The following is a 1,073-nucleotide window of genomic DNA, read 5'->3' as shown; positions in this document are numbered from 1 at the left end:
GGCGGGCCGCGCGTCCGTGCGCGGTCTTCGCGGGCGTCCTGCTGGCCGTCGTGGCGTTCGGCGGCGGGCGGCTGGCGTTCTTCTCCTCGGCTCAGCACACCGTGCGGATCGCGGGTGTCGGGCCGCGCCCGGACCTGCGCGCTGCCGAGAAGGCGGCGATCCGCCGGATTCCGGGCGGACGGCGCGAGGTGGCGACGGCGCCCGCCGCGTCGGTGGGGCCCGCGATGCACGCGGTCCTGGCCGACCTGCTCGCGAGCACCCGCCGGGAGGCCGCAGCGGGCGCGAAGATCGTCGTCTGGCCGGAGAACGCCGTGTCCGCGCAGGAGGCCGGCGAGCGGGCCGTGCTCGACGCGGCCCGCGCCGAGGCCCGCCGCGACGGCGTCTACTTGGAGATCGGCGTGAACGTGTACGGGGCCACCGGGCCGTCGTTCGGCAAGGACGAGACGCTGCTCATCGGCCCGGACGGCGCCGTGCTCTGGACCTACCAGAAAGCGCACCCGATCCCCGGTTCGGAGACGTTCGAGCCGGGCGACGGGCACGTCCCCGTCGTGGACACGCCGTACGGGAGGCTCGCGAACGTCATCTGCTACGACGCCGACTACCCCGCGATGATGCGGGTGCGCGCCGACATCATGCTCGTCCCGTCGCACGACTGGCGCGAGTACGGCGACGCGCACACCCGCAAGGCGTCGCTGCGCGCCATCGAGGGCGGGTACGCGCTGTTCCGGCAGGACGGCCAGGGCGTGACCAGCGCGTTCGACCGGCAGGGACGGGTGCTGGCGACCACCGACACCTTCGCCGCCGGGGCCGAGACGACCGTCGCCTACGTTCCGACGCGCGGCGGGACGACCGTCTACGACGTCGTCGGCGACACGTTCGCATGGCTGTGCCTGGGCGCGGTCGGTGTCCTTGTCGCCGCCGGCGCGGTCCGGGGCCGGAAGCGGGACGCGGAGGCGGCGGAGGTCACTCGGGAGGACGTCCTGGCAGGGTGACGCGGAAGATCGTCCGGCCGGGGGCGGAGTCCAGTTCGGCGCGGCCGCCACCGCCGCCCGCGACGGCGAAAAATAAAAAAC

1 protein-coding gene is annotated in these 1,073 nt (G+C 74.6%); it reads left to right on the top strand.

Annotated elements, in window-relative coordinates:
• On the top strand, positions 1-992 hold a 992-nt coding region (locus AB0J52_RS41915), incomplete at its 5' end, for a nitrilase-related carbon-nitrogen hydrolase (RefSeq protein ID WP_500188872.1).
• Positions 993-1,073: the final 81 nt, after the last annotated feature.

The organism is Spirillospora sp. NPDC049652 (genome assembly GCF_040675125.1).
Classification (GTDB): domain Bacteria; phylum Actinomycetota; class Actinomycetes; order Streptosporangiales; family Streptosporangiaceae; genus Spirillospora.
Note: the sequence above shows the minus strand (reverse complement) of the source record. Positions and strands in the feature narration are given on the sequence as shown.